Source organism: Granulicella aggregans, from assembly GCF_025685565.1.
Taxonomy (GTDB): domain Bacteria; phylum Acidobacteriota; class Terriglobia; order Terriglobales; family Acidobacteriaceae; genus Edaphobacter; species Edaphobacter aggregans_B.
The window spans coordinates 33,675-56,678 of sequence record NZ_JAGSYE010000002.1; the positions used below are offsets into that span (position 1 = coordinate 33,675).

The window sequence follows — 23,004 nt, forward strand, 5'->3', positions numbered from 1 at the left end:
TGGAAGAGTTCCAAGGAGGTGTTCGGTGCCAAATGTAGGAGCTGAATTAGCGAGTGTTCCGTTCGGGAAGATGATCTATGACATGGCCTCTGCAATTGCCAGAAGTCAGATTGCCCTTGATAAGGCATCGATCCAGTTGGTTAATGTATTGGCGAACACCACCTTCGACTATGTGCCTGATGTCACTGAGGTGCTCCTGCCGAATGTGAAGAACGTTCCCGGCGTGATGGACTCACAGGGCAATCAACTGACGATCACGGGTGTCAAAGTGGAGAGCGTGGTGGGCGACTCCTTTCCGCTGACCCTTCTTCAAGCTGGCGTCAATCCTACGTTCTACGCCTTTACCAATTCAACGATCGAAGTCAAGATGTCGATCACCAGCACCCAGGAGTCCTCGAATACCCTGAGCGTGGGAGTGAGCGTGCAGGCGTCGGCCGACTTCCTGTTTGCATCGGGGTCGGTCTCTTCTCACGTCAATTACACCACTTCGAATAAATACTCTTACTCCGTGACGGGCTCCAGTTCTATGTCGACGACGCTCGCGCCGGTGCCACCGCCGAAGAACATGATGCCTCGTTTCTTCCTGGTGAATGCCATCGATCCATCGAAGGTCTCGGTGAGCCAGAGCTAAGGGAACGGGACGCAGGCACCCACGTTTTCTCAGGTTCCTTGAGTCCAGGTGACATCGACGTGCAGCCGGGACTTCAGACGTCCGGCTGCACGGGTTCGTGCTACTATGTGAGGCTTTATCGTGCCAACGAATGTAGGTGCAGAGTTAGCGAGCGTTCCCTTCGGCCAGATGATCTACGACATGGCTTCAGCCATTGCGAGAAGTCAGGTCGCCCTCGATCAAGCTTCCATCCAGCTGGTAAAGGTGCTGGCGGGTAGTTACATCGATTACGTGCCGGATGTCACCGAGGTTTTGCTGCCCCATACGCAGACAATTCCGGGAGTGAACGACTCTCAGGGCAATCCGGTGACCGTCACTGGCGTGACCGTAAGCGGCATTGTTGGCGAATCGTTCCCTCTCAGCCTGCTGCAGGCAGGCGTGAATCCGACCTTTTATGCCTTTACGAACTCGCAGATTGTGGTGAAGTTGGCCATTACAAGTACGACGGATGTCTCTGCAAGCGTCTCCACCGACACAACTTTATCGGGACAGCAGAGGTGGTTCGGGGGCGGAGCTTTGGCGACCCACGTCAATGCAACCTACGCCGCAAAATATTCTTATTCGGTAGATGGTTCTAGCTCACTGCAGACGACGCTCGCTACCCTGCCGCCGCCAAAGAACGTGATGCCACGTTTCTTCCTCGTAAATGCAATGAATCCAAACAGCGTGCAGATTACCCAGAGTTAGTCGACTGTGCGATGCCGCAAAGCCAGCTTGAGTCGGATATAGCCTTGGTTCCGCAAATTGGACCATAGGTTACAGGAGCGAGAAAAGTGCCAGCGCCAACTTTCAGCAATATCGGCAGTGAGCTCCAGGAAGCACCCTTCGGCGACATCATCAGTAGCGTGGCCCAAGGCATTGCCCAGGGTCAACAAGCTCTTGACCTCGCCGCTATCGATACCCTGGTGACCCTTTCGAAGACCATGATCGATGTGATCCCCGAGATCTCCGAAGTGATCACAGGGCAACCGATCTCGGTACCGATCTCCGGGCAACCCTCGATTGAAGTCACGGGGGCAAGGGTGACCGCAACCGCGTCCGACCCGGTGCAGATGACAGCTCTGCAAGCCGGCCTTTTGCCGACTTTTTATCAGTTTACCGAGGCACAGATCAGTCTGAATCTCTCCATCCAGATACGAGAGGCCACAGAGACTGACACGGATGGCACGCAAACGACGGGGTTCTTCATCTTTGCGTCCAACGTCAATTTCCGGACGCAGAATACCTACTCCTTCCAGGCGGACGCGTCGTCGACCGTGACCGCAACTCTGAAGCCGGTTCCGCCCAATGTGCGTCTCACTCCGTCCGTGATTACTGTCAACGCATTGAATCCGGCCGCGCCCGTCGTAACGGTTAGTTCCTAGACCGAGCTGTGGTCGCCGAGTTACCAAGTCTGTCCGAGGAAAGGTAGTTTTATGCCAGACGATCCATTGGCAACGGCGGTGGAGGCCTTTTCGGCGCCGATTGAGAGTCTTATCTTCGCGCTTGGTCAGGGCTTGGCGAAGGCGCAGCAGTCGCTGGACGCAAATTCGATCCAGACCCAGGAAGCGATCGATAGCGATCCCGTTCTGTCGCAATATGGCTTACAGGCTTCGTGGTATCAGTTTCCCACGGTGAACATGCAGCTGAAGATGAGCCTCAGCATCGCCGAGGACCCGACGACGTCATCGAGTCCCAGCGTGAGTCAGGCCCGTGTCAGTCCGGTCTTACTTCAGTCGGATATCACGCGGTTTCGTCTGATCGCTCAGCCGTTGAGTGCGTCCTTCCAAACTCAGTTCAATTACGATGCGCAGGCCGCAACTCAGATCAACATTACGATGGTGCCGGTACCTCCTCCAAAGTCCGGCAACTCGGTCAGCATGCCTGCGGCGATGACTCAGGACGCTGTTCTGGCGGCAGCTCTGGCCAGCGGAGCTCCCTTCCTGACGACCAAGAATGCAGAGGGAGCGGTCGTGGATGCTGCCGGCAATGTCTACACGACTGCCGTGAATTTCAATGCTGTTTCGCGCTTCTGGTACGTGATCCAATATGCGCCCTCGAACTCTGCTATTTCACCGATCGTCGTCGCGGTGGATGATGCGACGGGGACGACCCGGATCCTAAGCACATGACATGGAGCTTGAGCGGCGCATGGGCAAGCCTGAAAGGTTGGCTCACTCGCTCTCAGGCGGCCTCTACGGGATCGAAACAAGACTCCAACAGTGAGAGAAGGAAGGATGTAATGGACGGCAACAACGACCCGGAGACCAGTCAGCAGGAGCAACCGGACAACAAAGAACAGTCTCCGCAGACTGAGGACGCGACTTTCGCACCTGTAGCAGGAAGTCCGGTTCTGAAGCTGGATCCAGTGCTGAATTTGCCGATTCGGCCGATCTTCCCGCCTATTTTGTTGCAAATCTTTCCTAGTATTAGTTCGATCTCTCCTACGGGCGCGATCGTCGGAACCAGCGATCTGACGCTTAATGTGTTTGGCAGTAACTTCGGCACCAACTCCACGGTGCTCTGGAACCAGGTTCCGCTCACTACGACGGTCATCAGCGGGACGCAGCTCTCGGCTGTCATCCCCGCGTCGGACATGGCCGTTGCCATCTCGGCCACTGTAACCGTTTCGGTTGTTGTTACAGCGGGCCAGGCGCCACGCGTCTCCAACGGCGTTTCGTTCAACGTCATTGTGGACATTTCGGCGATCATCAGCCAGTTACAAGCTATCAGCGCGATCCCGGCTGCCCTGCTGACTGAGCTTCAGACCTACGTCACGATTCAACAGGGACAGGTGGACCAGCTTACGGCGCAGGTCAGCACCGACCAGACGACAACCGCTGGATTGAACAGCCAGATTGCTGGTCTACAGACTTCAGTCACGCAGCAGCAGGCGCAGATCGCGACATTGACGGCCCAGGTCAATGCAGCGCAGGCGCAGACGGCATCGCCGCTCGATGTAGCGCAATCCTTCAAGAGTGTGCTCGATACGATTCAACAGAACGCGCAAGCGGCAGGAGGCGTGCAGACGACGGTCTCGAACATGAACATCGCGATCAAATCGCTGGTGAACATCCAGGCTGCGACTACGACCACGGCACCTCAGGCAATGCTGATCTTCCCGAGCCCTACGGCGCTTCCCGACCCCGCTCATCTTTCGACGTTAAACCTGTCGTTCAGCTCGGTACCGCATCTCAACGCTCCGCAAACGCCAGTGTCCGCTCAGCCATCGCCCGCGCCGTCACCGACGCCCACGCCGTCACCATCTTCTGCACCTGCACCTGCACCTGCGCCTGCGCCATCACCATCGCCCGCGCCGCCAGCACCTTCGCCCTTGGCAGAGAACACAGATGCCTAGCGCTTCCCGGCCCCACTGGAGACGGACGCATCGCTCGGTTGTCCGTCCCAAGAGGTGACATACTTCCTCGATCCTTGAGATAGAGAGCGCGCCAAGTCGTTGGAGGACCAATGCCACTTATTACCGAGGATATTTTTCAGGCTCGTTCGCTATTCAACGGGGTGGAGGTGCGTGCGCAGAATGCGGAGGTCGCATCCGCAATCCTCCAATCGACCGTGGACCGCCTGACCACCGTCCATGCTTCGCTAGTAGAGCACGCGGTCCTGCAGCAGAGTTTTGTTCTCGGCCAGATTCAGGTGAATGCGCAGCAAACGGCCCAGCAAGCGGCTGCCGTGAGTCCCGATCTCACCCTCGACAACTTTATTGCGTCACTAGGCCTTTCGATCGCACTGGCCGAGGCGACGATGCCCGATCGAACGATCTCGGCTGCCTCGGCGACCGTCCAAAGCTTTCTCACCTTTGCGGTCGGACCCGACGGGAAGAGCAGTACAGTAGGCCTGCGGCTCTATCAGCCGGAATTGGGTGCGGCTACTGCCTTGGCGACTACGTCGTTCGATCTCACCAAGATCCCCGGTGGACTCACGAGTCCAGCGCAGCGGAGTCTCTACGCTGTTCTTCAGGAAAAGCAGGCGCTCTACAGCGGCAGCTTTTGGACGGCGCTCTCCAGCGGCAGCCCACCGGCGGCGCCGGCAACACAGCTGGTAGCAGAGATCGTCAATGTCTTCGCCGCCATCGGTAACTGGTCTTTCCCCTATCTTCTACAGGAGGCAGCGGCCATCGCAGCGTTCGAGTCCAGTATTGCGGTTGCTGTCGCGGCATCTCCTCCACCGGGGACGGCACCGTTGGTGGCGAACTATGCCTCCAGCGTGGCCAACCTTTCGACGTTGATTGCCGCGCTGAATGGGCGTGCCATGCATGTTGCTGGCGATCTCTATGCATTGACCTCTGCGCTTGATGTCACAACCACCTTTGCCTCAACGGTGCATCTGTGAGCCTGCGAGAGCGACTTGAGTCGCGTCTGTCGAAGAGGCGTGCGGAAGACCTCGCTGCCGAGGAGTCAAGGCGGAGGCGCGCTGCAGCGCGGGAATCTAGCGGCGAAACACCGGCAGAACGACCTCGGTCTCGCGGCAAGGAGGATGACTCTCCACCCTCTTCAGCCAGCCTGTTCGAAGCGAAGTTGAAGACGGAAGGGCTGGGCCGTTTCCGTATACCGGCGAAGGAATTGCCTGAGACAGACGGGAGCGCAAGGGCGAACCCGGTACCGGAAGAGCAGCCAGAAAGAAGGCCAAAACTTCCAATCGTTGAGAGTAGTCAAGGAAAGCACGCGCAGGAAGCTCCTCGCGGAGGAAGTGTCGGTATCGCGGCCAATACGACCGCATTCCGTCGAAGATCCTGGGACCATTTCGAGGAGAAGCGAATCACCTCGGGCAAGGTTCCCGAGCGGGACGCAGAGGCCTCGCAACGGGGAAAGCAAAAGCGAGCATCAACGCGTGTGGCCGAGATGCGGCAATCGGAATTAATGAGCGCGAGACAATCTTCGAGTGCTCGGGAAGAAGCTGGCAAGGGCTATCGTTCGTCTGAGAGACGCCGGAGTGCCGGGACGCCGCTCTGCGATGAAACGCCGGAACGCGCCAGGCCCGTGCGGAGCGAGCATCTTGCCGTCAGCACGGCTGTGCCAGCGATTCGAGCGGCTGAGGGACGTGAGGAGCACGCACAGGATCGTGCGAACGATCGCAGGTTGGAGGAAGCGTCGTCGTCGGCAAGGCCCTCCAGAAAGGTCCGCGCGGAAAGCTTCTCGGGAAAACAGAAGGCTTCGCATCTGGGTGGGCAAGACGAGAAGCCCGACGCACGCCGCGCGGCGCTGAACCAAGCGAAGCGACCGCAAGACGGAGCCTCCTCCACAATGCGCCCTCGCAACGACCCTCCGGCGCATCGTGAACGAAGCGCGCCAACGAAAGCGGTACAGGTAACTCGAGCGGCGAGGCCCAACCAGACACCTCAATTTCGCAAGATCACGGCTTCGGCGAGCGCAAGGAGTGCCTTGGTAGAGACAACGACAAGCACCGCTGCGATGGCGGATCCCGAGTTCGATCCAACGTTTACCTCCATTGCCACTCCCATCGGAATTTACCCTCCGGCGGCAGTGCCTTTGCCCGCGCTGAGCACCCAGGGGGCGTATGTATTGACGCCGGATTCGGTAGCGGTCGGAATGCACGGCGTCAATGTTGTTGGGTTCGACACGTTGCAATCAACATCCGCTGCACGGTCCACTCTTGGTCTTGATGATGTGAGCCTTGCTGTCCTGCAGCAACTGTGGCATTTCAACGTGGTTCGCTTGCCGGTGCAGGCTCAGACCATTCTCCAGGGGAATGGATCGCTGAATTCGGATGATGTTCTGAACGTCTTGACCGAGATCGTCGAGGCAGCCGCGCAAGCTGGGCTCTACACTTTGCTCGCAATTGAAGCCGTCCCCGGGATCCCTGTGCAGTTGCCCGACGCAGCCACGATTCAGGCACTCCAGAAGCTGGCGGGCAGCTACTCATCCAGTACAGCGCTGCTCTACGAGATTTTTGCAACCGCCGAATCGCTCTCCTCAAGCTGGGTAGAAACTGCGCCCTCCCTGATTGCGGCGATTCGCAGTCAGAGCCCAGCCGCCCTTATCTTCGTGAACAGCGGCAATGGCGGCTTCGATATGACGCAGTTGCCGCTGCTTTCTCCGATCGGCGAGGCTATCTTTGGAATTGTGTACACCATCAACCTGGGGGGCGACTTTCCGACGCCCGATGTGAATCTGCTAGCCAATCTCGCAGGCAGGTGTCCGGTTTGCGCTACACAGTGGACGAGTGATGACGGGCCGATCTCCGCTTACCACGCTGATTTGCTGGGGCGAAACGGGATCCACTGGATCGCCTCAAACTGGAACGCCGATCCCCTGTTAGCGAATGACGTAGTGGCGCATGATTACAGCGCCACAAGCTGGGGAATGCTTGCGATCCGGGCTGCGCTCTATCCTCTTCGGCCATTCCTCTTGCCTTTCGGACGAACGGTCTCGAAAGAGCCAGAGGTTGTTGCCTGTTAAACCTTTATATCCGCACGATGTGCCGATCGTTCCTATCGTGACTCGGCCCGTAAGGATGTTGTCGCTGAGGCGGCGCGATATAGAGATCAAGCCTGGGGTCGTTGAAGGGCTTTCGGAAGACTTCGGCTCCGGCGAAGCCACCCCACTTACGCTTGTAATAACGCACATTCAGGGCTTGCGTCAGCAGGTTCTGGCGATGTAACGCGGGATCTGCGTTGATACTATGGCTCCCGGCATGGACGAGTTCGGTGTCGGCACAGTTCTCCTCCGATAAGCCGGCCAGATGGGCGCGGTAGGCATAGTCCTGATCTTCGCAATACGCGGGAAAGATATTCTCGTCGAAAGCCCCAAGCTTTTCGAAGGCGATCGGATTAATAGCAAAGAAGGAATATCCCATACTGGCGACTCGCTTTCGATGACCGAGGTGGTAGCCGGCACAAGAGACAATGTAGCGGTCAGGATTGGCTAAACTTTTGGCAGCCAGTTTCTTGAGATCATCCAAAGAAAAGCTGACGTCATCGTTAGCAACTACCACAACGTCAGATTGTCTGGACTGTGCGGCAAGGATTCCGTCGTTCCAACTTCGACTAACCCCTCGGTTTGAACCATGGGGGTAATAAAACACTCCCGGTAGCGGCGCGCAGGCCGCACAGGCCTCTGCAATTTGAGGATAGGTGGAGTGCAGAAAGAGCTGACATTCAAGGAGAGGTTCTGCCGGGTTCAGAGCCTTGCGAACACTGTCTAGACAAGCCGGTGAGCTATAGGCAATCAGGACGACCGTAATTTTCAAATGGAACTCCTGCAATGAGACGTTATCGTAGGACTATCGGCGAAGAGGAACAGCAAGGACAGTAGTTACGTATTTCCATCTGTCGTAGCTCTTCGCGCCAAGAATGATCTTGACGCGAGATATGCCTGAGTGTACGAATATTCCGTCGAGAGTTTAGCTTTCTTTCGGGCAGTGAGGAATGTGACGGAATTAGCTCCGTGTTAAGTGGTAAAAAACTGACGCGCAAGCCCTTTTTGAGGCCGGTCCCCAGTGGCGAAGACTGAACGATTCTCTCCCTAACTCTCAGTTCTTCAATTCCCCATCGCCACATGCATAACCAAATGTCGCATTGTTCCTTGCCATGGGACAAACGGGCTATTGGCTTAGCCTCTGGGGGTGAGCGCATCGAGATGTAGAACGTTGATGCTCGTTCTTCTCGACCCTCCTATCCCTGCAAGCGGGCCAGGTATCACCTCATATCTTCTCGGAGGAGAATCTCATGGCGGAGTCTAGAGTCGTCCTTTCCGGCAGCGCACGGTCTGCCATCAGCGAAGCACGCGTCATAGGACCAGCAACCCCGGACGAGCAGCTTACCGTTACCGTCGTGTTGAAGCCAAGGAGTGAGCTCCTCCCCAGAGATGCGGGACGGTATCTCACTTCAGCAGAGTTCGCAGAGCAGCACGGTGCGAGTCCGGCAAGTATCCAGGCCGTGCGTGAGTTCGCCGGGGAGCATGGTTTGACCATTGTGGCCGAGAGCGCCGGTAAACGGACGGTTGAACTATCCGGAACTGTCGCACAGATGAATGCCGCGTTCAGCGTGAACCTTGAGCGGGCCGAATTAAACGGCAAGATCGTTCGGCAGCGCACAGGAGAGATCATGGTCCCGGCGAGCATCGCCAACGTCGCCACCGCAGTACTTGGGCTGGACAATCGTCCCACTGCGCGACCGCACCATGGCCTCTTCGACCCGCACGCGAACCCGCGCGCGGGTGTGGTCGCCTTGAATCCGGTTCAGGTCGCGAAGTTGTATGGCTTTCCTGCTGACGTCGATGGGACCGGACAGATCATCAGTATCATCGAGCTAGGCGGTGGTTTTTCGCAGCCTGATCTTGAGACTTACTTTACGAATCTGTCGGTGAAGGTTCCCACGGTGACTGCTGTGCCCGTGTCGGCACAGAATTCTCCGGGAACCGATCCGGACTCCGACCTTGAGGTGATGCTCGACATCGAAGTGGTGGGTGGCGTGGCACCAGGGGCGACGCAACTGGTCTACTTCGGGCAGAATAGCGATGCTGGCTTCTTGAACGCAGTTCTCGAAGCAATTCATGCGACGCCGGCGCCGGCAGCGGTTTCGATCAGTTGGGGACATCCTGAGAGCACCTGGACGCCACAGTCGATCTCCGCGTTTACGCAGGCCTTCACAGATGCTGGTGCGATGGGGATACCCTGTTTTGTCGCCTCTGGCGACGCCGGTTCGTCCGACGGCACACCGGCCCTGGAGGTCGACTTCCCTGCCTCTTCGCCTGCGGCATGCGGATGTGGAGGGACCACGCTTATCGGGTCCGGCAGTTCGATCTTGAGCGAAGTCGCCTGGAATGACGATCCGACTCACTCGTCTGGCGGCGGCGTCAGCGTCCTGAATCCGAAGCCGCCCTACCAAGCATCCGCCGGAGTTCCCGCTCCTCCGAGCGGCGCTGCGGGAGGACGCGGCGTGCCCGACGTGAGCGGTCACGCATCTGCCTGGCAGGTGTTTGTATCGGGGAACCCAATTGCTCTCTCCGGCACGAGCGCGGTTGCGCCGCTATGGGCAGGTTTGTCGGGGTTATTGGCGCAGAAGCTAAACAGTCAACTCGGCTTCCTGAACAATGCGCTTTACGCGAGTTCAGCCAAGAGCGCATTTCGCGACATCACGCAGGGGACGAACGATTCCACTGGGACGCTTGGCAAATATTCCGCCGGCGCTGGTTGGGATCCCTGCACGGGATTGGGCAGCCCGAATGGTAACGTGTTGGCTACCGTTCTTGGCGCGGGCACTCCGACACCTGCTCCTACTCCGACACCCAACTCCGCGTAAGTAGCAAGGTCGCACTCCGGCTGCGTCGGGAAGACATCTGTGACCATTTCGTGGTCTTACGAGGTTAGCCCGCAGACTCCACGTGATACAAACACCTATTTTGTTCGAGAATGGACGATGAGATCCAAAGACCGGTAAAGGGCGCGTCCCGACCGACGCGCACAAGTCATGGTTGCCCCCCAGGGATTCGAACCCCGATCGAGCGAGTCAGAGTCGCTAGTCCTACCATTGAACGAGGGGGCAATGCAGAGTTGTGAAGGATGCGAGATGTTCGTCACAGCCACTTGTTAGAGTGTACGAGGCATTGGGCTTAAGGTCAACGCGCGGCGATCCACAGAGGTCACTCCACTGGCAACTTCGCTTTATAACCATCGCGCGCAATAATCGAGTACTTCACCGACTTGCCCTTCTCATCGACCATCTTCAACGGATGCCCTTCATTGTCCACTAGCAATACCTTGACCTTGCGATAGGTACCGTCCGGCTTCGTGTTCGTTGGCCTGTAGGTCAAAACGTATTGATTGCGGATCGAGTCGTTGATCTGGGCAAATACATCCGGAAGCTCGCCCTGAAAGATAGGGCTGAAGCTTAGCCCGCCTGTCATCGCGGCGAAGGTCTTCAGCTGGTTCTGGGCCTGCAGATAGTTCATGTCGCGTATGGATCCACCTATACCGCCCCGGCCACCGTACAACTCATTTTGGAACGCTCCGGTTCCGATGGTGAAGATGGTCACATTCGGTGTCGCCTTAACCTTGGCAAGAATCTTGTCGAGCGTCAGCTTCGAGAAGGTGTCCCGGCCTGAGCCGATTAGGATGATGTACTTCCTTCCCTCGATGCGGCTCACTCGATCGAGCGTCTCATAGAGAGCGTCGAAGGTGTTGGTGTCGCTGAAGCCCGGAATGGTTAGACTCTGCAGAGCCTGGCCAAGGACGTCCTTGTTGTTCGTGAAGTCGTTCAGGATATGGGTCTTCAGATCGAAGGTGACTACCGCGATGTAATCGTCTGGCCGCAGGGAGCGAAAGAAGCTGTAGGAAGCGTTTCGCATATCCTGGATGTAGCCCCAGTTGTTGGCTGCGAACTCCAGCAGCATGACCGCAGTGATCGGAGTCTGGGTCATGCGGACGGTGTCTACTTTCTGCTCGACGCCGTCTTCGAGAACGAGAAACTGAGCCGGCTTCAAGCCAGGAACAAACTGTTTTGTCTTGTCCAGCTGAACGCTAACGTCCAGCGAGACGAGGGGGTTGTCGACGCGCAGGTTGTAGTTCGCGCCGTTCGGATTTTTGATCTTCTCCTCGGCCGGGGCTGCCGGTGGCGGAGGCTCGGGCGCATCCTTCTTCTTCTTGATGACAACGGGCCCATCGTCCGTTTGCGGGCCGCCCTCGTCGGGCGCAGGCTGCTGCTGTTGCGCAGGGACTGTAGCTGGAGTCGACGTCTGGGCGCGCCCGGTCTGGGGCAACGGAATCAGGACGGCGAGGAGTAGTAAGAGGTTACGAAACTTCATGATGAAAACTGTACCTCACGCATCGTTCTACTGGTGTCGCTATGGGTGTCGCAATGCCTATTGTGCATCGTCGGCCGGCTTTGAATCAGCAATAGAGAATCGGTCTGGACCTGGGCCCGATGATCTGGGCCGATGATCTAGTCTGTACAGGTGAGACGAATTCAAATGAGCCATACCCCGGGACACGGACGGCCGTGGCTCCGCCTGCTGATCTCTTGGACGTTCCTGGTGCCTGGTTGGGTAACTTGCACTTTGGCGCAGTCGGCAAATCCTTGCAGCTCCGCGTCCGTGCCGCTTTCCCCTCCGGCGACCACCGTAGTCTTCCCTCTCTTGGAGGTCCATCGTGGCCTCTGCGGCGTCGCGTATACGGTCTTTGAGGGCGTCAACCCGGAGCCGATGCAGGTTGAGATCCTCGGGCTTCTCAAGAACTCACGCGGGCCCGGCCAGGACATGATCCTTGCGCGGCTTCACGGCTTGAAGCCTGAGTACACGGGGGTGGTCGCCGGGATGAGCGGCAGCCCTGTGTACGTTGACGGCAAGTTACTGGGAGCGTTGAGCTTCCGTATCGGTCAGTTCAGCAAAGAGCCGATCGCCGGCATCACTCCCATTGAGGAGATGTTCGCGGTTCGCGATGGAGCAACGGTCGATTCTGCGGAAACGCTCAAGTCCGCCGCTTCGGCAGCTCCCGACGGAGCCTCTGTGACTCCCATCGAGACGCCGCTGGTCTTCAGCGGATTCTCCCAGGAGACCATCGACCGCTTCGGCGACAGGTTCCGCGCCCTGGGGCTGACGCCGGTGATGGGGCTTGGCGCCGCTGCAAGCGACCTCCATCAGCCCGAACCGATCGTCCCGGGATCAGCGATCAGCGCCATCCTGGTTCGCGGAGATCTCTCCATGGCCGGAACCTGCACCGTCTCTTACGTCGACAAGTCGAGCTTGCTCGCCTGCGGGCATCCCATCACGCAGTTTGGCCATATCTCGTTCCCTATGACGAAGGCCACTGTGCTCGCCACGTTGCCGTCGCCGCTGAACGCCTTCAAGATCATCGCCACCACGGAGACGGCAGGCCAGTTCACCGAAGACAGGAACGCTGCCATCCTCGGGCGTTTCGGTGAGAGCGCGAGAATGATCCCGGTAGAGATCGACATCACCGGCGACCCTGGCGCGCCAGGTGCCGCTGCTCCGAAAAAAAACGTTCACTTCGAGGTTGCCGACAACAAAGATTTGACTCCTTCGTTGATGCTTGTCTCGATCTTTCAGAGCCTGCAGCAGAATAATCTTGCCTCGGCCGAAGCCAGCTATCGGATGACCGGAGAGATGACGGTAGACGGCCAACGTCCAGTAAAACTCGACGCAGTGATGGTTCCAAACGAGTTGAACCCTGCGGCGATCAACGCCGCCCTGTACGTGAATGAGCGCTTCTCCCGCATTTACGGGAATTCGACGGAGAAGCCGGTGATCTCCGGCCTGAAGTTAACTCTCTCTTCGGTTGGGCCGACTCATTCCGCGACTTTAGACAGTGTTCGCCTGAGCCAGACTGAGGTTCGCCCCGGAGATGCCATCGACGTCGAAGCTACCCTGCGTCCCGTGCGTTCCGCACCCGTGATCCTGCGACTCTCTGTCAAGATTCCTTCAGGAACCCCGCCGGGCGACTTGCGTCTGGTAGTAGGCGATGGCGCGACAGCCGACCGCATTAGTCTTTCCGGGGGCACTCAAGGCCAAAACATCTCACTCCCCGACGCCGTCAGCCAGCTAAATCGAGCGCATACGAACCACCGGATGTATGTCACTCTTTTGACACATGACGTTCAGACCTCGCTTGAGGGTGGGACGATGCGAATGGTGCCACTCTCCCTGGCGAATGTCTACGAGTCGCAGAGATCCGAGCAAAAGATCCAGCAGACAGGGGAAAGCTCGGAAGAGCTTGGGTCAGTGGAGGGCGGATTCGCGCTTAGCGGTTCACAGGTTCTTGTAATCAAGGTAAAGTGAGCGGCGACCCCATGATCGTGGCCGTCCCAGCCTGTAGGCTTAAGGCCGCGAGGAATTCCACCGGGGCGGTGTTGTAGCATCAGAATATCTGGGCCTGAGTAAATACAGCGCACAAGAAAGTCGGGAACAGAAAGATGAAACAGATCCATGGTCTGGCCGTGCACGCGGCCGGGGCCCAGTTGCTGGCCTATAAATACGGCGTTGAAGAGATCGCGCCAAACGATGTCGAGGTCAAGATATCTCACTGTGGCGTGTGCCACAGCGACGTTCATCTGATCGACAACGACTGGGGCATTAGTAAGTTTCCCTTTATCCCTGGTCACGAGATTGTTGGTGTCGTTACCGAAGTGGGCAGCTCCGTCCGCGATGTCAAGGTTGGGGAACGCGTCGGGATCGGCTGGCAGGCGGATAGCTGCGGCATCTGCGAGTGGTGCCGCCAGGGCGATGAGCATCTCTGCGCCCAATCACAGCCCACATGCGTTGGTCGTAATGGCGGGTATGCGGACAGCATTCGCGTCAACTCACGGTTTGCCATTCCTGTACCTGAAGGTTTGGAGAGCGAGAACGTAGCTCCCCTGCTCTGCGCCGGAATCACCGTCTACGCACCGATCCGTAACCACAACGTTCGGCCTTCCTCGCGCGTTGGAGTGGTTGGTATCGGTGGCCTTGGGCATATCGGGTTGCAGTTTGCCCGGGCTTTTGGCGCGGAGGTTACAGCGTTCTCCACCTCGAAGGATAAGGAAGCCGAAGCGAAGTCTCTCGGGGCTCACCATTTCGTCAGCACGCGCGACACCGGAGCTCTGAAGAAGGTAGCTGGATCGTTCGACTTTATTCTTTCGACGGTGAGCGCCGACCAGGATTGGCCAGCTTACATCGCGGCACTTCGTCCCAAGGGAACCCTCTGCGTCGTCGGTGTTCCTCCGCATCCTATTCAACTCCCAGCCTTCGGCCTGATCGCCGGACAGAAGGCCGTCTCAGGCAGCCCTACCGGAAGCCCGCGGGACCTGCACGAGATGCTCGACGTGGCAGCGCGGCATGGCGTCAAGGCCATCACGGAAAGCTTTCCCATGGCGAAAGCGAATGAAGCTGTCGCGAAGGTCAAAAAGAATCAGGTCCGCTACCGCGCGGTACTGGGAAACTAGGCGCGTAGAGTTCAACCAGACGCGATTCGAAGAGGGAACGACAGCATGCGCTGCGTTCCCTCTTTTCATGCGCGATTCCTTCATCAGCCAGGCTCCCTTCTTCGTCGCAGCTTCCGCTTTCGCTTAGACTCAAAGGACGATGATGCGATGGATGGTAGTGGTGCTGACGGCAGGTTCAATCTCATTGGGAACTCTGTCCTTGCAGGCTCAGGGAACAAAACTGTGGACGCAATCCCGCTACGACGAACTTGAGCGCGGCACGGCGGAGGGTGTCGCGATCCGCAACGATGGCCGGCTCGAAGTGGCCCCTGAAAAAAAGCTCGTGTACACAACCAGCGGAAATTATGTCTGGTCCATCGCCTCCGATGCGGCTGGTAACGCCTATCTGGGACGCGGTGGAACTGCTTCAGGTTCCGCAGTGGTTACTCTGGTCAAACCTGATGGCACCGCGACGGACATCTTTGCTGGCAAAGAGATGGCCATCCAGGCGCTAAGAACCACCCCTGAAGGTACAGTATTTGCAGCCACTTCACCGGGGGGAAAGGTCTATCGGATCGACTCACCCAAGACGACTGCGACGGCGAAGGTGGTCTTCGACTCGGAGGAGACACCAGAGAAGCCGAAGTATCTCTGGGACCTGGCCGTGGGTAAAGCTGGCGAGCTCTACATCGCGGCAGGAGCCCCGGCGGTCGTCTACAAGGTCGCACCCGGAGCCAGCAAGCCTACAGTTCTGTTCAAGACCTCCGATCAACACATCCGTTGCCTGCTCCTCTCCCCCGACGGCACACTCTTCGCCGGAAGCGATGGCGCGGGCGTGATCTACAAAATCGACACGAACAAGGCGAATGCCAAGCCCTTCGCGATCTACTCCGCGACTCGGCGCGAGATCACCGCTCTGGCTCTCGACTCCACCGGAGCGCTCTACGCCGCGGGAGTCGGCGCAAGAGGTGCGATCCCTCTGCCGAATCTTCCCGTGACTGGCACGGCAGGCATCTCGATCACCTTCGTTCAGCCCGGATCGGCCACGGCGGCGACCTCAAGCACGATCCTTCCTGACGGTTCGGAGATCTACAAGATCGCGCCTGATGGCTCGCCCTCGAAGCTGCTGACGCTCAAGGAAGACGTCGTCTACGCACTCACGCTGCGCAAAGGCAGTCTGCTCGCGGCGACGGGCAATCGCGGCCGCATCTATCGCATCGACACCACGGTCGCAGGAAGATGGACAGACATCGCCCATCTTGACGCCACCCAGGCCATGGCGTTCGCGCCTGCTCCGAACGGGCTCCTGGTCGCTACGAGCAACAGCGGCAGGCTCTTCCAGATCTCTGACTCTGAATCAACCGACGCGACCTATACGAGTGCGGTCTTCGATGCGCAAATCTTCTCTCACTGGGGACGGGCGGAGTTGCTTCCGACGGCTGCCGGTGGAGACCTGAACTTCTACGTGCGCAGTGGCAACGTCGAAAATCCGCTTCTCGGATGGAGCGACTGGATCAAAGCGGCTCCGAACTCGGGAGAAGCCGCCGTTCCGTCGGCCCGCTACGTTCAGTGGAAGACGGTGTTACACGGACGGGCCGTTATCGACTCGGTCAGCCTCAACTATCTGACCCGTAATGTCGCTCCCGTGGTCGAAGAGGTCGTCGCTCAGCCAGGAGCCCGTGTAGCTGCTGCGCCACCGACACCCAATCTGACGGTTCAGGTCAATCTCTCGCCAACAAGCTCCGTTGTTTCGCAGTCCGACAATTCCGCCGCGCCTCTTACCGCGCAAAAGGACAAGACGGCGGTTACAGTGCGCTGGTCAGCTCGTGACGACAACGGCGATGATCTCGTCTTTGCTGTGTACTACCGCGGCGAAGGGGAGCAGAACTGGCGGCTGCTCAAAGAGAAGATCACGGACCGCTTCTACAGCTTCGACTCTTCCCTGCTGCCCGACGGCACGTATGCCGTCAAAGTCGTGGCTAGCGACCTACCCGCGCACTCGCAGGCAGAGGCGCTCTACGGAGAGCGAGTCAGCGAGTACTTCGTCGTCGATACGACGCCACCAATTCCCGGTGCCTTGACCGCAACGATGGAAGGAGGCAGCATCCATGCACGGTTCGATGCGAAAGACACGACGTCTCCGATCAGTCACGCGGAATACTCCGTAGACGCTGGGCCATGGCAGTATCTTGAACCCTCGGGTCGCATCTCGGACTCGTTTGCCGAAAGCTACGACTTTCTTGCGGCGATCCCTTCATCGACGACTCCGGTCGCAGACACAAAAGAGCACGTCATCGCAATCCGCGTCTATGATCGCTATGAAAATGCCGTGACGGCAAAGGCAGTAGTGCGATGACCATGGAAGAGGTGGAGTATCGGACTCCGAATGGGCTGCATGACGCTTACCTGAAGGGCTTTTCCGTCGACTACGAGACGGCCACTTTGAGCCTGGAGATCGAATGGTTTGTGGAAGTCTTGCAAGAAAAAACTGCTGAGCAAGAGTCTATTTGGAAGCGAGGGACACTCGTTATCAAGGGGCTTGAATATTTTGTGATTGAACCGCCGCGAAACGCCCTGAAAGACTTGAGCGACTTTGCTCCGGATCAGATGCAGGGATATGGGACAACGGACCGAGAGGTTGCAAGCAAAGGTCTCCCCGGCGTGAGTGACAATGCATTTCGGCACTCGCTCTACTTGGGATACTGGGAATCATTCATTCACTTCGCGGGCACCTCGGCAGAAGTCTCGCCCACCGAACTGCTAGTGCGCGAGATGGGCGCGGAATAGCCAATGCGATTTGAACTCTTCATTGCCAGCCGCTACCTCCGCGCGAAGCGCCGCCAGGCGGTCGTCGGTGTCATCACGGCCATCTCGGTCATCGGCGTTGCTGCCGGAGTGGCGTCGCTCATCATCGCGCTCGCCATTACCAACGGCATGCGACGCGACCTGCAGGAGAGGCTTGTTGGCTCCACGGCGCACGTGATGCTCATGAAGGTCGCCGGAGATGGCATCCGCGACTGGCAGCCGTTGCTTTCTCGGCTGCGCACAACTCCCCATGTCACCGCCGCAGCTCCCGGCCTCTGGGAGCAAGTCCTCATCTCGCGTGGTGCCCGCAGTAGCGGAGCCCTCATCAAGGGCATCGTCCCGGCGAACGAACGCACCGTAAGCGATCTTCTGAAGGGCATGGTCTCCGGCTCGGCGAACGCGCTCGAGCCCGCGGCCCCTTGCGATGGTGTTCTTGATACCGGCAACGATTGCAGCCAAACTCCAGCGATCCCGCCGATCGTCATCGGGAAAGATATGGCCGATACCCTCGGCGTCCAGGTCGGCGAGACCGTCCAAGTCATCAGCCCGCAAGGCGAGATGACACCCTTTGGCCTCGTCCCACGCTATCAGCGGTACACCCTTGTAGGCATCTTCAAATCAGGTTTCTACCAGTATGACTCCGCCTACGCCTTCACCCGCCTCGCCGATGCGCAGCGCCTTTTCTCCGAGCCTGATCTGATCTCCGTCATCAGCTTCAAGGTCGACAATCTGTACGCCGCCGACAAGATCGGCCGCACCATCGAGCAGGCCGCCGGCCCCGGCTTCCAGACGACTAACTGGATGGAGCAGAACATCGAACTCTTCCGAGCCCTAAGGCTCGAACAGTACGTCTCCTTCATCGTCCTCACGCTGATAGTCTTCGTCGCCGCATTGAACATTCTGATCGCCCTGACCATGATGGTCATGGAGAAGACCCGCGACATCGCCGTCCTCATGAGCTTCGGCGTTCGCCCGGAGCAGGTCCGCCGCATCTTCCTCTTCCAGGGCCTGCTGATCTCGGTCATCGGCACGGTCCTCGGCCTGATCGTCGGCTACGGGATGAGCTGGCTCGGCGGACACTATCGTTTCATCCACCTCGACGCCTCGGTCTACTCGATCGAGTACCTGCCGTTTGCGCCAACGCTGATCGACGGCCTCATCGTCACTGCTGTCTCGCTGGGAGTCAGCCTGATCGCCACGCTCTATCCGAGCGGAAGCGCTGCGAGTGTGCTTCCTGCTGAAGCTCTGCGATACGAATAGAGAAGGTTCATGGAGCCAGAAGAGAAATCACACAAGGATCCCCGCCTAAGGTACGCGCACCTCATCCCCGACGGGATGGCAAAGATGCACACTCTCGAGCACTATCTCAACACGGCTACAAGCCTTGAACCTGTCCTCCTCGAACTCGTCCGCCTACGCGCCTCCCAGATGAACGGCTGCGAGTACTGCATCACCCTCCACACCGCCGAACTCAAGAAGCACAACGAGTCCCCCGCCCGCATCGACTCCGTCGCCGACTGGCGCAACTCCGATGCCTACACCCACCGTGAGCGCGCCGCCCTTGCCTGGGCCGAGGCCGTCACCAACATCCAGGACGGCCACGCGCCCGATGCCGTCTACAACGAACTGCGCGCGCACTTCACGGATGTCGAGACCGCCAACCTCACCCTTGTCCTTACCACGATCAACGCGTGGAATCGTCTCGCGATTGCGATGGGCTCGTACTCCGGCAATCGATCGCCCGCTTGCGTTACTGTTGAATCAGCATGACGGAAGCAGTCGACACATCACGCCTGGAACCTTGGATTGTTGAGCCCCGGGACGTCGTCCTGCGAGCGGCGAAGCTCTCGAAAACCTACACCACCGGAAGAGGTCAGCTAGACCTCTTCCGCGATCTCGATCTCGAAGTCTACGCAGGCGAGATGGTAGCCATCGTAGGCGAAAGCGGCGTTGGCAAGAGCTCCCTGCTTCACCTCCTCGCCGCGCTTGATCGCCCAACCTCCGGTGAAGTCTGGTGCGGCGAAAGCAAGTTGAGCCAGTTCACCCCATCGCAGGCCGCCGAGTTCCGCAACCGGGACGTTGGTTACGTCTGGCAGTTCCACTACCTGCTGCCCGAGTTCACCGCGGCCGAAAATGTAGCTATGCCGCTGCTGGCTCGCGGCGACACCCGCCGGGCCGCCATGCAGCAGGCGATGGTCTGGCTTTCGGAGGTGGGCCTTGCAGATCGCGCCGAGCACCGTTCCGGCGAACTGAGCGGCGGCGAACAGCAGCGCGTAAGCCTCGCCCGCGCCCTGGTCACCGAGCCAAAGCTCCTTCTGGCCGACGAGCCGACCGGGGATCTTGATGGAAAGACAGCAGATATCGTCTTCGACCTGATCCAGAACCTGCACAAAGCGCACGGTCTGGGCAGTGTTCTGGTCACCCACAATCTTGAGTTTGCCGCCCGCTGCGACCGCATGCTGCGCCTTCGCGACGGACGCCTATCTCCCAGCATCTAAAGGGATCACCCGGGAGCGAGTCGTGTACCACCTTTTTCACATGGCCGGCTGAACTCATGGTGATGTAACGTAACGGTAACTTTGGCAAGACGCAAACAGTGTATTGGTGGTAGGCCGCCGGACAGATACACTATTCGCAGCGGATGGATGTCCTGGCCGGTTTGGCAGGCAGCCTGTTAGTCATTGCAAGTGGACCAAAGGCACCCATCGTGCCCCAGGGCCGGTGGTTACCCAGTCTGTGAGGGGAAACATGTTCGAACGCTATACGGAGAAGGCGCGGCGCGTTATTTTCTTCGCGCGGTATGAGGCCAGTCAGTTTGGGTCGCCTTACATCGAGACCGAGCATCTGTTGCTCGGATTGTTGCGGGAGGACAAAGCACTAACCAATCGTTTCCTGCGGTCGCACGCCTCTGTCGAGTCGATCCGCAAGCAGATCGAAGGCCATACTACGATCCGCGAGAAGGTCTCGACCTCGGTCGATCTACCCCTATCAAACGAATGCAAGCGGGTCCTCGCCTACGCGGCGGAAGAGGCTGAGCGGCTCTCCCATAAGCACATCGGCACGGAACATCTTCTACTCGGCCTCCTGCGCGAAGAAAAGTGCTTCGCCGCGGAGATCCTCCAGGAGCGCGGTCTCCGTTTGCCCGCCATCCGAGAGGAACTCCAGCGCACCACGCAGGAGAAGGCTCCCGCAGCCCAGGCAGCCGGAAAGCAGAGCGGACAACGTGGCGAGCAGAGCATGCTTGCGGAGTTCTCCCGCGATCTTACTCAGTCCGCGATGGATCAGCAGCTTGATCCGCTCGTCGGTCGCGATACGGAAGTCGATCGCGTCATTCAAATACTTTGCCGCCGCACCAAGAACAACCCTGTCCTTATCGGTGAACCGGGCGTCGGCAAAACCGCCATCGTCGAAGGTCTCGCGCAAAAGATCGCGGACGGCGAAGTTCCCAGCTTCCTCGCCGATAAGCGCGTGCTCGCGCTCGACCTCTCTCTGATCGTTGCGGGAACCAAGTACCGTGGTCAATTCGAAGAGCGCCTCAAGACCATCATGAAAGAGTTGATGGAGAACCAGAACTCCATCGTCTTCATCGATGAACTGCACACCCTCGTCGGCGCCGGATCGGCTGAAGGTTCGCTAGACGCCGCGAACATCCTCAAGCCCGCACTCAGCCGTGGGGAGATCCAGTGCATCGGAGCCACTACGCCTGCGGAATACCGCAAGTCCATCGAAAAAGACCGTTCTCTTGAGCGGCGCTTCCAGGCGGTCAAAGTTCCGCCGCCGAACGAAGAAGATGCGATCAAGATCATCATGGGCATCAAGGAGAAGTACGAGAAGTTCCACGCCGTCAGCTACACCGACGACGCCATCAACTTCTCCGTCTCGCACTCCAGCCGATACATTCCCGATCGCTTCCTTCCGGACAAGGCCATCGACCTCATCGATGAGGCTGGTGCCCGGGTCAAGCTCCGCCAGACTTCCCTGCCCGAAGAGTTGACCGAAGTTCAGAAGCGCATCAAGTTCATCGTGCACCGCATGGAGAACGCCATTGCGAACCACGAGTTCGAGAAGGCGCGCTTCTACTCGGACGAGGAACGCAAGGAGCGTGAGAACCTTCGCGCCCTCCGCGACAAGTACCACCTCGACGACTCCTCCGCAGGCATCGTGACCCGCGAAGACATTGAAGATGTCGTCAGCCGCTGGACCGGTGTTCCGATCACCTCGATCAAGGAAGAAGAGACGCAAAAGCTTCTCCGCGTCGAAGAAGAACTGCACAAGCGCGTCATCTCGCAGGACAAGGCGATCTCTGCCCTTTCCCGCGCGATCCGCCGCTCCCGCGCTGGCTTGAAGAACCCTGCTCGTCCCATCGGCAGCTTCCTCTTCCTCGGGCCTACTGGCGTCGGCAAGACGGAGATGGCTCGCACCCTGGCCCAGTTCCTCTTCGGCAACGAGAAGTCGCTGATCCGCTTCGATATGTCGGAGTTCATGGAGAAGCACTCGGTCTCGAAGCTGATCGGTTCGCCTCCGGGCTACGTCGGCTACGAGGAGGGCGGTCAGCTCACGGAGCGCGTCAAGCGTTCGCCGTACTCCGTCGTGCTGCTCGACGAGATCGAAAAGGCGCATCCGGATGTCTTCAACCTGCTTCTGCAGGTCTTTGAAGATGGCCAGCTCACCGACGGTCTAGGCAACCAGGTTGACTTCAAGAACACGATCATCATCATGACTTCGAACATTGGAGCGAAGCACCTGCAGAAGCGGCAGGGTCTCGGATTCCAGAGCGAGAAGGAAGACATGATCCTCGACAAGATGGAAGAGCTTGTGAAGGGCGAGGTTAAGCGAACCTTCAACCCCGAGTTCCTCAACCGCCTCGACGAGATCATCATCTTCATGGCGCTGACCGACCACGACCTGATGCAGATTCTCGAGCTCCTCGTGCAGCAGCTCAACACCAACCTCGTCCACAAGGCGATCACCATATCGGTCACCGACGAAGCCAAGCAGTACATCCTGGCCAAGACGGTCGCCGACCGCACATACGGTGCCCGTCCGCTGCGCCGTGCCCTGCAGCGCTTCATCGAAGACCCGCTCTCCGAAGCCCTTATCGGCGGCGGCATCTCCGAGCGGCCTGCGTTCCTCGAGGTCTACCTCGACAACAACGTGCTCCACTATCGCCCCATCGCTGCAGATGGCGAAGAGAAAGCCGCAGGTCTCGCTCTCAGCACTGTCTAACGCGACCTAAACAGAAAACAGAAAGGCCCCGGATCAATCCGGGGCCTTTCTGTTACAGCCATGCTCATTATTGTTTGTCATTCCCGAAGGGAATCTGCTTCTAAAATCGAGCCGCAGAACTTAGATCATCGACTTGACTTTATTTACAGACTTCGCCGCACTCGATACAAAGTCACCCGCCGCATCGACCGCATTGTCTGCATACTCCTTCGAAAGCTTGATCGCCTTATGAGCTTCCTTGCTGAGCTTCTCAGCCTGTTCCTTCAGGTAGTCACCCGCATCTTCGAGATAGTCTCCGGCATCGTCGATGTTGCGCTTGAGCTTCTTGCGCGTAACGGTGCCCGTCTGCGGCGCGTAGAGAAGAGCGATCGCCGCGCCAATCGCTGCACCCGCACCAAAAGTGATCCAGAAGCCTTTTTGACTCATACGTACC

The 23,004-nt window shown here is 58.5% G+C and carries 19 protein-coding genes and 1 tRNA gene; 16 read left to right on the forward strand and 4 right to left on the reverse strand.

Annotated elements, in window-relative coordinates; genetic code table 11:
• Positions 1 to 25 precede the first annotated feature (25 nt).
• The 7 genes from OHL18_RS09660 to OHL18_RS09690 all read left to right on the forward strand — a co-directional run bounded on the left by OHL18_RS09660 (position 26) and on the right by OHL18_RS09690 (position 7,086).
• Positions 26 to 631 (forward strand): hypothetical protein, encoded by a 606-nt coding sequence (locus OHL18_RS09660; RefSeq protein WP_263374656.1) that lies wholly within the window; start codon positions 26 to 28, stop codon positions 629 to 631.
• A 120-nt stretch (positions 632 to 751) separates the two neighbouring features.
• Positions 752 to 1,357 carry a hypothetical protein gene (locus OHL18_RS09665; protein WP_263374657.1) on the forward strand — a complete coding sequence of 202 codons (606 nt, stop codon included), beginning with the start codon at positions 752 to 754 and terminating at the stop codon, positions 1,355 to 1,357.
• Positions 1,358 to 1,443: 86 nt separating this feature from the next.
• Positions 1,444 to 2,034 (forward strand): hypothetical protein, encoded by a 591-nt coding sequence (locus OHL18_RS09670; protein WP_263374658.1) that lies wholly within the window; start codon positions 1,444 to 1,446, stop codon positions 2,032 to 2,034.
• 51 nt (positions 2,035 to 2,085) lie between these two features.
• Complete coding sequence (locus tag OHL18_RS09675; RefSeq protein WP_263374659.1) at positions 2,086 to 2,781, forward strand: hypothetical protein; 696 nt, start codon at positions 2,086 to 2,088, stop codon at positions 2,779 to 2,781.
• Positions 2,782 to 2,891: 110 nt separating this feature from the next.
• Positions 2,892 to 4,007: a PspA/IM30 family protein gene (locus tag OHL18_RS09680; RefSeq protein ID WP_263374660.1), complete on the forward strand. Its 1,116-nt coding sequence runs from the start codon at positions 2,892 to 2,894 to the stop codon at positions 4,005 to 4,007.
• Positions 4,008 to 4,117: 110 nt separating this feature from the next.
• A complete protein-coding gene (locus tag OHL18_RS09685) occupies positions 4,118 to 4,999 on the forward strand; it encodes a hypothetical protein (protein WP_263374661.1) in 882 nt (293 codons plus the stop codon).
• 1,049 nt (positions 5,000 to 6,048) lie between these two features.
• Complete coding sequence (locus OHL18_RS09690; RefSeq protein ID WP_263374662.1) at positions 6,049 to 7,086, forward strand: glycoside hydrolase family 5 protein; 1,038 nt, start codon at positions 6,049 to 6,051, stop codon at positions 7,084 to 7,086.
• Between the two features lie 4 nt (positions 7,087 to 7,090).
• On the opposite strand, the gene OHL18_RS09695 is transcribed toward OHL18_RS09690, so the two are convergent.
• Complete coding sequence (locus OHL18_RS09695; protein WP_263374663.1) at positions 7,091 to 7,876, reverse strand: glycosyltransferase family 2 protein; 786 nt, start codon at positions 7,874 to 7,876, stop codon at positions 7,091 to 7,093.
• Positions 7,877 to 8,354: 478 nt separating this feature from the next.
• Here OHL18_RS09695 and OHL18_RS09700 point away from each other — a divergent pair, with 478 nt between their 5' ends.
• Entirely contained in the window at positions 8,355 to 9,929 is a 1,575-nt protein-coding gene (locus tag OHL18_RS09700) for a S53 family peptidase (RefSeq protein ID WP_263374664.1), read from the forward strand.
• 169 nt (positions 9,930 to 10,098) lie between these two features.
• Here OHL18_RS09700 and OHL18_RS09705 read toward each other — a convergent pair.
• Together OHL18_RS09705 and OHL18_RS09710 are read right to left on the reverse strand one after the other, a co-directional pair.
• Positions 10,099 to 10,172 (reverse strand) — tRNA-Gln (locus OHL18_RS09705).
• Positions 10,173 to 10,269: 97 nt separating this feature from the next.
• Positions 10,270 to 11,430, reverse strand: coding sequence for a VWA domain-containing protein (locus OHL18_RS09710; RefSeq protein WP_263374665.1), 1,161 nt, complete (start codon positions 11,428 to 11,430; stop codon positions 10,270 to 10,272).
• 165 nt (positions 11,431 to 11,595) lie between these two features.
• Between OHL18_RS09710 and OHL18_RS09715 the strand changes: the two genes are divergently transcribed.
• The 8 genes from OHL18_RS09715 to OHL18_RS09750 all read left to right on the forward strand — a co-directional run bounded on the left by OHL18_RS09715 (position 11,596) and on the right by OHL18_RS09750 (position 22,571).
• Positions 11,596 to 13,419: a SpoIVB peptidase S55 domain-containing protein gene (locus OHL18_RS09715; RefSeq protein WP_263374666.1), complete on the forward strand. Its 1,824-nt coding sequence runs from the start codon at positions 11,596 to 11,598 to the stop codon at positions 13,417 to 13,419.
• 134 nt (positions 13,420 to 13,553) lie between these two features.
• Positions 13,554 to 14,561, forward strand: a complete 1,008-nt coding sequence (locus OHL18_RS09720) for an NAD(P)-dependent alcohol dehydrogenase (protein ID WP_263374667.1) — start codon at positions 13,554 to 13,556, stop codon at positions 14,559 to 14,561.
• A gap of 199 nt (positions 14,562 to 14,760) precedes the next feature.
• Positions 14,761 to 16,896 (forward strand): hypothetical protein, encoded by a 2,136-nt coding sequence (locus OHL18_RS09725; RefSeq protein WP_263374668.1) that lies wholly within the window; start codon positions 14,761 to 14,763, stop codon positions 16,894 to 16,896.
• On the forward strand, positions 16,893 to 17,327 hold the full coding sequence (locus OHL18_RS09730; protein WP_263374669.1) for a hypothetical protein: 435 nt from the start codon (positions 16,893 to 16,895) through the stop codon (positions 17,325 to 17,327). Before OHL18_RS09725 ends, OHL18_RS09730 begins: the two co-directional genes overlap by 4 nt.
• Positions 17,328 to 17,330: 3 nt before the next feature.
• Positions 17,331 to 18,605: an FtsX-like permease family protein gene (locus OHL18_RS09735; protein ID WP_263374670.1), complete on the forward strand. Its 1,275-nt coding sequence runs from the start codon at positions 17,331 to 17,333 to the stop codon at positions 18,603 to 18,605.
• 9 nt (positions 18,606 to 18,614) lie between these two features.
• Positions 18,615 to 19,115, forward strand: coding sequence for a carboxymuconolactone decarboxylase family protein (locus tag OHL18_RS09740; RefSeq protein WP_396274269.1), 501 nt, complete (start codon positions 18,615 to 18,617; stop codon positions 19,113 to 19,115).
• Positions 19,112 to 19,843, forward strand: coding sequence for an ABC transporter ATP-binding protein (locus OHL18_RS09745; RefSeq protein ID WP_263374672.1), 732 nt, complete (start codon positions 19,112 to 19,114; stop codon positions 19,841 to 19,843). The genes OHL18_RS09740 and OHL18_RS09745 overlap by 4 nt, the downstream gene beginning before the upstream one ends.
• 250 nt (positions 19,844 to 20,093) lie before the next feature.
• Complete coding sequence (locus OHL18_RS09750) at positions 20,094 to 22,571, forward strand: ATP-dependent Clp protease ATP-binding subunit (RefSeq protein ID WP_263374673.1); 2,478 nt, start codon at positions 20,094 to 20,096, stop codon at positions 22,569 to 22,571.
• 120 nt (positions 22,572 to 22,691) lie between these two features.
• Here the strand turns inward: OHL18_RS09750 and OHL18_RS09755 are convergent, their stop codons facing one another.
• Positions 22,692 to 22,997, reverse strand: a complete 306-nt coding sequence (locus OHL18_RS09755) for a YtxH domain-containing protein (RefSeq protein ID WP_184221510.1) — start codon at positions 22,995 to 22,997, stop codon at positions 22,692 to 22,694.
• Between the last annotated feature and the right edge of the window lie 7 nt (positions 22,998 to 23,004).

What these genes read in the sequence shown, in the direction of transcription:
- OHL18_RS09730 (WP_263374669.1), top strand. Translation starts at nt 16,893, where the DNA reads ATGACCATGGAAGAGGTGGAGTATCGGACTCCGAATGGGCTGCATGAC.
- OHL18_RS09745 (WP_263374672.1), top strand. Translation starts at nt 19,112, where the DNA reads ATGACGGAAGCAGTCGACACATCACGCCTGGAACCTTGGATTGTTGAG.
- OHL18_RS09750 (WP_263374673.1), top strand. Translation starts at nt 20,094, where the DNA reads ATGTTCGAACGCTATACGGAGAAGGCGCGGCGCGTTATTTTCTTCGCG.
- OHL18_RS09685 (WP_263374661.1), top strand. Translation starts at nt 4,118, where the DNA reads ATGCCACTTATTACCGAGGATATTTTTCAGGCTCGTTCGCTATTCAAC.
- OHL18_RS09720 (WP_263374667.1), top strand. Translation starts at nt 13,554, where the DNA reads ATGAAACAGATCCATGGTCTGGCCGTGCACGCGGCCGGGGCCCAGTTG.
- OHL18_RS09680 (WP_263374660.1), top strand. Translation starts at nt 2,892, where the DNA reads ATGGACGGCAACAACGACCCGGAGACCAGTCAGCAGGAGCAACCGGAC.
- OHL18_RS09700 (WP_263374664.1), top strand. Translation starts at nt 8,355, where the DNA reads ATGGCGGAGTCTAGAGTCGTCCTTTCCGGCAGCGCACGGTCTGCCATC.
- OHL18_RS09715 (WP_263374666.1), top strand. Translation starts at nt 11,596, where the DNA reads ATGAGCCATACCCCGGGACACGGACGGCCGTGGCTCCGCCTGCTGATC.
- OHL18_RS09740 (WP_396274269.1), top strand. Translation starts at nt 18,615, where the DNA reads ATGGAGCCAGAAGAGAAATCACACAAGGATCCCCGCCTAAGGTACGCG.
- OHL18_RS09735 (WP_263374670.1), top strand. Translation starts at nt 17,331, where the DNA reads ATGCGATTTGAACTCTTCATTGCCAGCCGCTACCTCCGCGCGAAGCGC.
- OHL18_RS09675 (WP_263374659.1), top strand. Translation starts at nt 2,086, where the DNA reads ATGCCAGACGATCCATTGGCAACGGCGGTGGAGGCCTTTTCGGCGCCG.
- OHL18_RS09710 (WP_263374665.1), bottom strand. Translation starts at nt 11,430, where the DNA reads ATGAAGTTTCGTAACCTCTTACTACTCCTCGCCGTCCTGATTCCGTTG.
- OHL18_RS09755 (WP_184221510.1), bottom strand. Translation starts at nt 22,997, where the DNA reads ATGAGTCAAAAAGGCTTCTGGATCACTTTTGGTGCGGGTGCAGCGATT.